At 59.7% G+C, this 6303-nt stretch carries 8 protein-coding genes and 2 pseudogenes; 8 read left to right on the top strand and 2 right to left on the bottom strand.

The genetic code is table 11. The features are described from left to right. Positions 1 to 158 (bottom strand): annotated as a pseudogene (locus AAC035_RS17425) (HAD family hydrolase); the annotation flags it as partial. Next, positions 158 to 1126, bottom strand: a complete 969-nt coding sequence (locus AAC035_RS17420) for a KpsF/GutQ family sugar-phosphate isomerase (protein WP_339806363.1) — start codon at positions 1124 to 1126, stop codon at positions 158 to 160. The pseudogene AAC035_RS17425 and the gene AAC035_RS17420, both read right to left, overlap by 1 nt. A gap of 192 nt (positions 1127 to 1318) precedes the next feature. Here AAC035_RS17420 and AAC035_RS17415 point away from each other — a divergent pair, with 192 nt between their 5' ends. The 8 genes and pseudogenes from AAC035_RS17415 to hisG all read left to right on the top strand — a co-directional run. Beyond that, complete coding sequence (locus AAC035_RS17415; RefSeq protein WP_339806361.1) at positions 1319 to 2122, top strand: ATP-binding cassette domain-containing protein; 804 nt, start codon at positions 1319 to 1321, stop codon at positions 2120 to 2122. 1 nt (position 2123) lies between these two features. Further along, the gene (mlaE, locus tag AAC035_RS17410; protein ID WP_339806360.1) at positions 2124 to 2918 is read left to right on the top strand and encodes a lipid asymmetry maintenance ABC transporter permease subunit MlaE; all 795 of its coding nucleotides are present in this window, start codon (positions 2124 to 2126) and stop codon (positions 2916 to 2918) included. A 9-nt stretch (positions 2919 to 2927) separates the two neighbouring features. Further along, positions 2928 to 3386: an outer membrane lipid asymmetry maintenance protein MlaD gene (mlaD, locus tag AAC035_RS17405; RefSeq protein ID WP_339806359.1), complete on the top strand. Its 459-nt coding sequence runs from the start codon at positions 2928 to 2930 to the stop codon at positions 3384 to 3386. Between the two features lie 107 nt (positions 3387 to 3493). Continuing rightward, complete coding sequence (locus AAC035_RS17400; protein WP_339806364.1) at positions 3494 to 4105, top strand: ABC transporter substrate-binding protein; 612 nt, start codon at positions 3494 to 3496, stop codon at positions 4103 to 4105. Next, positions 4105 to 4434 (top strand): STAS domain-containing protein, encoded by a 330-nt coding sequence (locus AAC035_RS17395; RefSeq protein WP_339806358.1) that lies wholly within the window; start codon positions 4105 to 4107, stop codon positions 4432 to 4434. The genes AAC035_RS17400 and AAC035_RS17395 overlap by 1 nt, the downstream gene beginning before the upstream one ends. Before the next feature lie 142 nt (positions 4435 to 4576). Then, on the top strand, positions 4577 to 4819 hold the full coding sequence (locus tag AAC035_RS17390) for a BolA/IbaG family iron-sulfur metabolism protein (RefSeq protein ID WP_339806357.1): 243 nt from the start codon (positions 4577 to 4579) through the stop codon (positions 4817 to 4819). A gap of 18 nt (positions 4820 to 4837) precedes the next feature. After that, positions 4838 to 6100 (top strand): UDP-N-acetylglucosamine 1-carboxyvinyltransferase, encoded by a 1263-nt coding sequence (murA, locus tag AAC035_RS17385; protein ID WP_339806356.1) that lies wholly within the window; start codon positions 4838 to 4840, stop codon positions 6098 to 6100. Positions 6101 to 6161: 61 nt separating this feature from the next. After that, positions 6162 to 6303, top strand: a pseudogene (gene hisG / locus AAC035_RS17380) (ATP phosphoribosyltransferase); the annotation flags it as partial.

The raw sequence follows: 6303 nt of genomic DNA, 5'->3' as shown, positions 1-6303 counted from the left end.
TCAAGAATATTGAAGCCTTTGATTTCATCACCGTTAGCAGTGAACAGCAGGGTGCCGTCGGTCATCACCCCGTCCACATCCAGTGCCAGCAGGCGCACCTGGGCGGCTTTTTCAAGGGCGCCCTTGGGCCAGAGTGGCTGCAGCGGGAAGTGTGCCATCAGATAACGCCTGCCCGTAGCAGGTCGTGCATGTTCAGGGCACCGGTCAGCTCACCGCTGCGATTCAGCACCGGCAGCGCGTTGATCTTCAGCTCCTCCATGATATGCAGGGCCTCGGCGGCCAGCTGGTCTTCATAAATGGTGCGGCCATTGCGGGTCATCAGGCTGCGGATCGGTGTCTTGTGAATGTCGACCGCCCGGTCAAGCGTCCGCCGCAGATCGCCATCGGTGAAGATACCGCAAAGCTGGCCTTCGCGGTCGACGATGGTGGTCATGCCCAGACCCTTGAGGGAGATCTCCAGTAGTGCCCCGCTGAGGGTTGTGTCTTCACTGACCCTGGGGATGCGGTCGCCACTGTGCATGATGTCGGCTACCCGCAGCAGCAGGCGACGGCCGAGACGGCCGCCAGGGTGGGAAAACGCAAAGTCCTCTGCGCTGAAGCCACGGGCGTCCAGCAAGGCCACAGCCAGGGCGTCGCCCATGACCAGCGTGGCCGTCGTGCTTGACGTGGGGGCAAGCCCCAGGGGACAGGCTTCCTGAGCCACACTGACGTCGAGATTGGCGACGGCCTCCCGGGCCAGCACCGAATCGGGGTTTCCGGTCATGCTGATCAGGGGAGCGCCCATGCGCTTGAGCAGTGGCAGAATGGTCAGCACTTCGGCGGTGGCGCCGGAATTGGAGATGGCCAGGACCACGTCCTGCCCGGTGATCATGCCCAGGTCACCGTGGCTGGCCTCGCCGGGGTGTACAAAGAAGGACGGCGTGCCGGTACTCGCCAGGGTTGCCGCAATCTTGTTACCGATATGACCGGACTTGCCCATGCCAGTGACCACCACGCGGCCACGACAGGCCATAATGACCTCGCAGGCCCGGTCAAAGCTCTGATCAATACGGTCAGACAGGGCTTCAATGGCCTGTCGTTCGATTTCTATTGCCTGCAATGCGGCTTTCCTGAACTCGGTGGTCATGGGGCTCCCGCTATGGTGTCGGTATCGGTTCTGGAACTGCAGCAGAGTATATCACCAACCACCGCGGATCATCTGCCGTCAGTAAAACTGACGGTTTACTTCAAAACTTTAACCCATGAGAAAGCACGGCAGCCATTGAGCCCCGGGGCAAGATCGCATACTGTTACGCCAAATCTGGCACCGGCAGTGGTTATGGCGGACTCTCCGTATATAGTTCTCGACAAGGTTGTGTTCTCCCGTGGTGGACGCAAAATTTTTGATGGCGTCAGCCTGGAGGTTCCCCGTGGCCGCATAACCGCCATCATGGGTCCCAGTGGCACCGGAAAGACCACCTTGCTGCGCCTGATAGGCGGTCAGCTCCGACCCGACAGCGGCCGCATTCTGGTGGATGGTCAGGAAGTGCCAAAGCTGTCTCGCAAGGCGCTGTACAAGCTTCGGGAACGTATGGGCATGCTGTTCCAGAGCGGCGCACTGTTCACCGATCTGAGCGTGTTCGAAAACGTTGCCTTCCCCCTGCGGGTACACACCCGGCTGCCGGAGGACATGATCCGCGACATCGTGCTGATGAAGCTGGATGCGGTGGGGTTGCGGGGTGCCCGGGCGCTGATGCCGGCCGAGCTCTCCGGTGGCATGAACCGACGGGTGGCGCTGGCCCGTTCCATGGCCCTGGATCCGGAACTGATCATGTACGACGAACCCTTTGCCGGCCAGGACCCCATCGCCATGGGGGTGGTGGTCAAGCTGATCCGTGAACTGAACGCCACCATGGGGCTCACCAGCGTGCTGGTGTCCCATGATGTTCCGGAGTCCCTCAGTATCAGTCACTACGCCTGCATTGTGGCGGACGGTCGTATCATCGGCGAAGGAACCCCGGATCAGCTGCGCGATCACAGTTCTGAACTGGTACAGCAATTTCTTGAAGGGCAGCCTGACGGTCCGGTTCCCTTCCACTATCCGGCGCCGGATGCGGCCGGCGACTGGGGCGGGGTAAAGTGACATGATAGCGCCGGTCATTAACGGTATTGCACGGCTCGGTCAGCATGGGCTGACCATAATCGGCTCTCTGGGTCGGGCCGGCCAGTTCCTCTGGCGTTCGTTAGTGGGCGTGCCTTCGCCCCGCACCGGGCTGCCGCTGCTGCTGAAGCAGATCTGGTCCATCGGTGTGCTGTCGCTGGTGATTGTCATGGTGTCGGGCCTGTTCATCGGCATGGTACTGGCGCTTCAGGGGTACACCATTCTCAGTGACTATGGCTCGGAGCAGGCGGTAGGGCAGATGATCGCCCTGACCTTGCTACGTGAGCTGGGGCCGGTGTTTACCGCATTACTGTTTGCGGGCCGCGCCGGTTCGGCGCTGACCGCCGAGATCGGGCTGATGAAAGCTACGGAGCAGCTTTCAAGCCTGGAGATGATGGGCGTTGACCCGTTACGCCGGATCATAGCGCCCCGCTTGTGGGCTGGCTTTATCTCGATGCCGGTGCTGGCCCTGATTTTTTCGGTGGTAGGCATTTACGGTGGCATGCTGGTGGGGGTGCAATGGCTGGGGGTCTTCGAGGGTTCTTTCTGGGGCAACATGCAGGCCTCCGTAGACTTTACTGATGATGTGCTGAACGGCGTCATCAAGAGTGTGGTGTTCGGGGTGGTCTGCACCTGGATCGCGGTCTATCAGGGTTACGATTGCGTGCCGACGTCGGCGGGCATCAGCTCTGCAACCACCAAAACGGTGGTGTTTTCATCCTTGGCAGTGCTCGGTCTGGATTTTGTCCTGACCGCTGTCATGTTCGGAAGTTTCTGAGAGGCGGTCATGGCGCAGAGAAGCATGGAAATCGTGGTCGGTCTGTTCATTCTTGCAGGGGGTGCAGCGATGCTGTTCCTGGCCTTGCAGGTCAGCGGGCTGACGTTTAAAGCATCTTCGGAAACCTACACCGTGTACGCGTATTTCAACGACGCTGGTGGTCTTGGTGCCCGGGGTAAAATTTCACTGGCAGGGGTTCAGGTGGGTCGTATCCGGGAAGTGTCCCTGGATCAGGAGACCTTTCAGGCCAGGGTCGTCATGGATATCGACGCTGCCTACGGAGCGATTCCGGCCGACAGCTCCGCGATCATACGTACATCCGGCCTGCTGGGTGAACAGTATATTGATATATCACCGGGTGGAGATATGGAGTCGCTGGCTGATGGCGACACCTTCTACGAAACCCAGTCTGCTCTGAACATCGAGCGGATGATCAGCAATTTTGCATCTGGCCAGGCCGGCCAGTGATTCATCGCCGCACACGCCAGTTGCGTGACGGCCAGCACAACCAGGAGAGTCCGATGACCCTGACCCGCCCCCGCATCCTTCACCGCCTTGCTGCGCCATTGGTGGCAATGCTGGCCCTGATGCTGTCGCTCAACGTCAGTGCCAATGAAGAGCTCCGCCAGTATGTGGATGAAAACACCCAGCGCCTGGTACAGCAGCTGAACGAAGAGCAAGGTCTATTCGAAAGCGACCCGGAAGCCTTCTACAAGCGCATGGACCAGGCCATGACCGATTTTGTGGATTTCCGGCGTATTGCCGCCCGGGTCATGGGCCGTTATGCCCGCCAGACCTCACCGGAACAACGGGATGAATTCGTCGAACGGTTCAAGCGCAGCCTGTTCGAAAGCTACGCCCAGGCGCTGGTCGGCAGTGCCGACGACTTTGAAATCAATGTGAAAAGCGCGTCGGTCAACCCCAACAACGACGACCGTGGTTCCGTCGATATGGAGGTCACCAGCGATTCCGGTAACCGCTACCAGATCAGTTATTCCATGTACCGCAACAGCGACGGCGTCTGGCTGATGGAAAACGTCATCGTTGAAGGCGTGAACCTCGGCCTGGCTTTCCGCGACCGCTTCGCCCAGGAGATGGAGAGCCGCCGTGGTGATGTGGATGAGGTGATTTCCAACTGGGGCGATGCCGTAGCCTCGCTGAATCTTGATGACGAGATGGACAACTGATGCCGGCAGCGCCCGGGGTTGTTCTTGAGGGCAATACGTTGCTGGTGACCGGAGAGGTAGACGCCCTCAACGCGCCTGCGCTGCGCCGTCAGGGGGAGGAGCTGATTGAGACAGCACCGGGGTCTGGTCTGACCGTCGATCTGGCAGGCCTGGCCACCGCCAGCAGTGTGTTGCTTTCGTTGTTGCTGTGCTGGCAGCGGGCCGGAGTCGCACGGGACCTGAGCCTGTCGTTCACCGGAGCTTCCGCTGATCTTGCGGAGCTGGCACGACTCAACGGCGTAGCCGCGGTGCTGCCGGGATTCAAGACGCCCGGGCAGACGGCTCCCTGAGTGCCTTAATACCAGCGTTTGCCATTCCCAGCTTTCCATCGTGTGGCCTGGTTCCTGAAGGGCTGAAGCCGCAGGCTGACCGCCTCGACATTATCCGGTACAATCCAGCCTTTGAATCGCTTTAACCGAGGTCATACCCCCTATGCAAGCCCAGGACGTAGCCGAACTGGTTCGCAAAGAACTCCCCGATTGTGAAATCGAAGTACAGAACGATGGCAACCATTATCTGGTGGTGGCGGTCGGCGATCGCTTTGATGGCATGTCACCGGTCAAGAAACAACAGCTGATTTACGGCACCCTGCGGCAGCAGCTGGACGACGGCACCATTCATGCCCTGACCATTCGAGCCTTCACTCCGGCCCAGTGGGCAGCGCGGCAGGCCTAACAAAACAGGATTAACACTGTGGATAAATTACTGATCCGGGGCTGCAAGCCGCTCGACGGGGAAATCCGTATTTCCGGTGCCAAGAACTCGGCGCTGCCGATTCTTGCCGCCACCTTGCTGGCCGATGAGCCGGTTACGGTAGGCAATCTGCCACACCTGAACGACATCACCACCATGATCGAGCTGCTGGGCCGCATGGGCGTGGAAGTGATGATCGATGAGAAGATGAGCGTTCAGGTGGACGCCAGCACCATCAAGGAAACCGTCGCTCCCTACGAGCTGGTCAAAACCATGCGGGCCTCGATTCTGGTGCTCGGGCCTCTGGTGGCGCATTTTGGTGAGGCCACTGTATCGCTGCCCGGTGGCTGTGCCATTGGCAGCCGGCCGGTGAATCTGCACATTCACGGTCTGGAAATGATGGGCGCCGAGATCACCGTTGAGAAAGGCTATATCCACGCCAAAACCAACGGTCGCCTGAAGGGCGCGCACATCTTCCTGGATACGGTCACGGTGACCGGCACCGAAAACCTGATGATGGCCGCAGCCCTGGCCGACGGCGTCACCATCCTCGAGAACGCTGCCCGTGAACCGGAAGTGGTGGATCTGGCTGAATGCCTCATCGCCATGGGTGCGGATATCCGGGGTTATGGTACCGCTACCATTGAAATCCATGGCGTGGAGCGACTGCACGGTTGTCATTACAACGTGCTGCCGGATCGCGTTGAAACCGGTACCTATCTGGTGGCTGCCGCTGCCAGCCGCGGTCGGGTCCGGCTCAAGGACACCCGTGAAGGCCTGCTCGAGGCGGTGCTGTTGAAACTGGAAGAAGCCGGCGCCAATATCTCCATCGGCAAGGACTGGATCGAGCTGGACATGAAGGGCAACCGGCCAAAAGCGGTTTCCCTGCGCACGGCGCCTTATCCGGCCTTCCCAACGGATATGCAGGCGCAGTTTGCCGCCATGAATACCGTGGCTGAAGGCACCGGTACCATCGTTAAAACGGTATTCGAGAACCGCTTCATGCACATTCAGGAACTGATTCGCCTGGGTGCGGATGTGACTCTGGAAGGCAACGCCGCGATCATCAAAGGTGTGCCAAGGCTTACCGGCGCTCCGGTCATGGCCACGGACCTGCGGGCCTCCGCCAGTCTGGTCATTGCGGGCCTGGTAGCTGATGGCGACACCATTGTGGATCGTATTTACCACATCGACCGCGGCTACGAGTGCATTGAAGAAAAACTGCAGCTGCTGGGCGCCAGTATCCGCCGGATTCCCGGTTGAACGGATGCAGGGTAATTGGCTTCCAGGCTGCTAAAAACACCAGAATCGGACCCTACAAGCGATGACCGACAGTACCATCACCATAGCTCTGTCCAAGGGGCGCATTCTTGAAGAGACTCTGCCACTGCTGAAAGAGGCAGGCATCGAGTTTGTGGACGACATCAACAAGTCCCGCAAACTGGTATTTCCCACCACCGATCCCC

This window comes from uncultured Marinobacter sp. (assembly GCF_963974375.1).
Classification (GTDB): domain Bacteria; phylum Pseudomonadota; class Gammaproteobacteria; order Pseudomonadales; family Oleiphilaceae; genus Marinobacter.
This window is presented reverse-complemented; position numbering and strand designations above follow the sequence as displayed.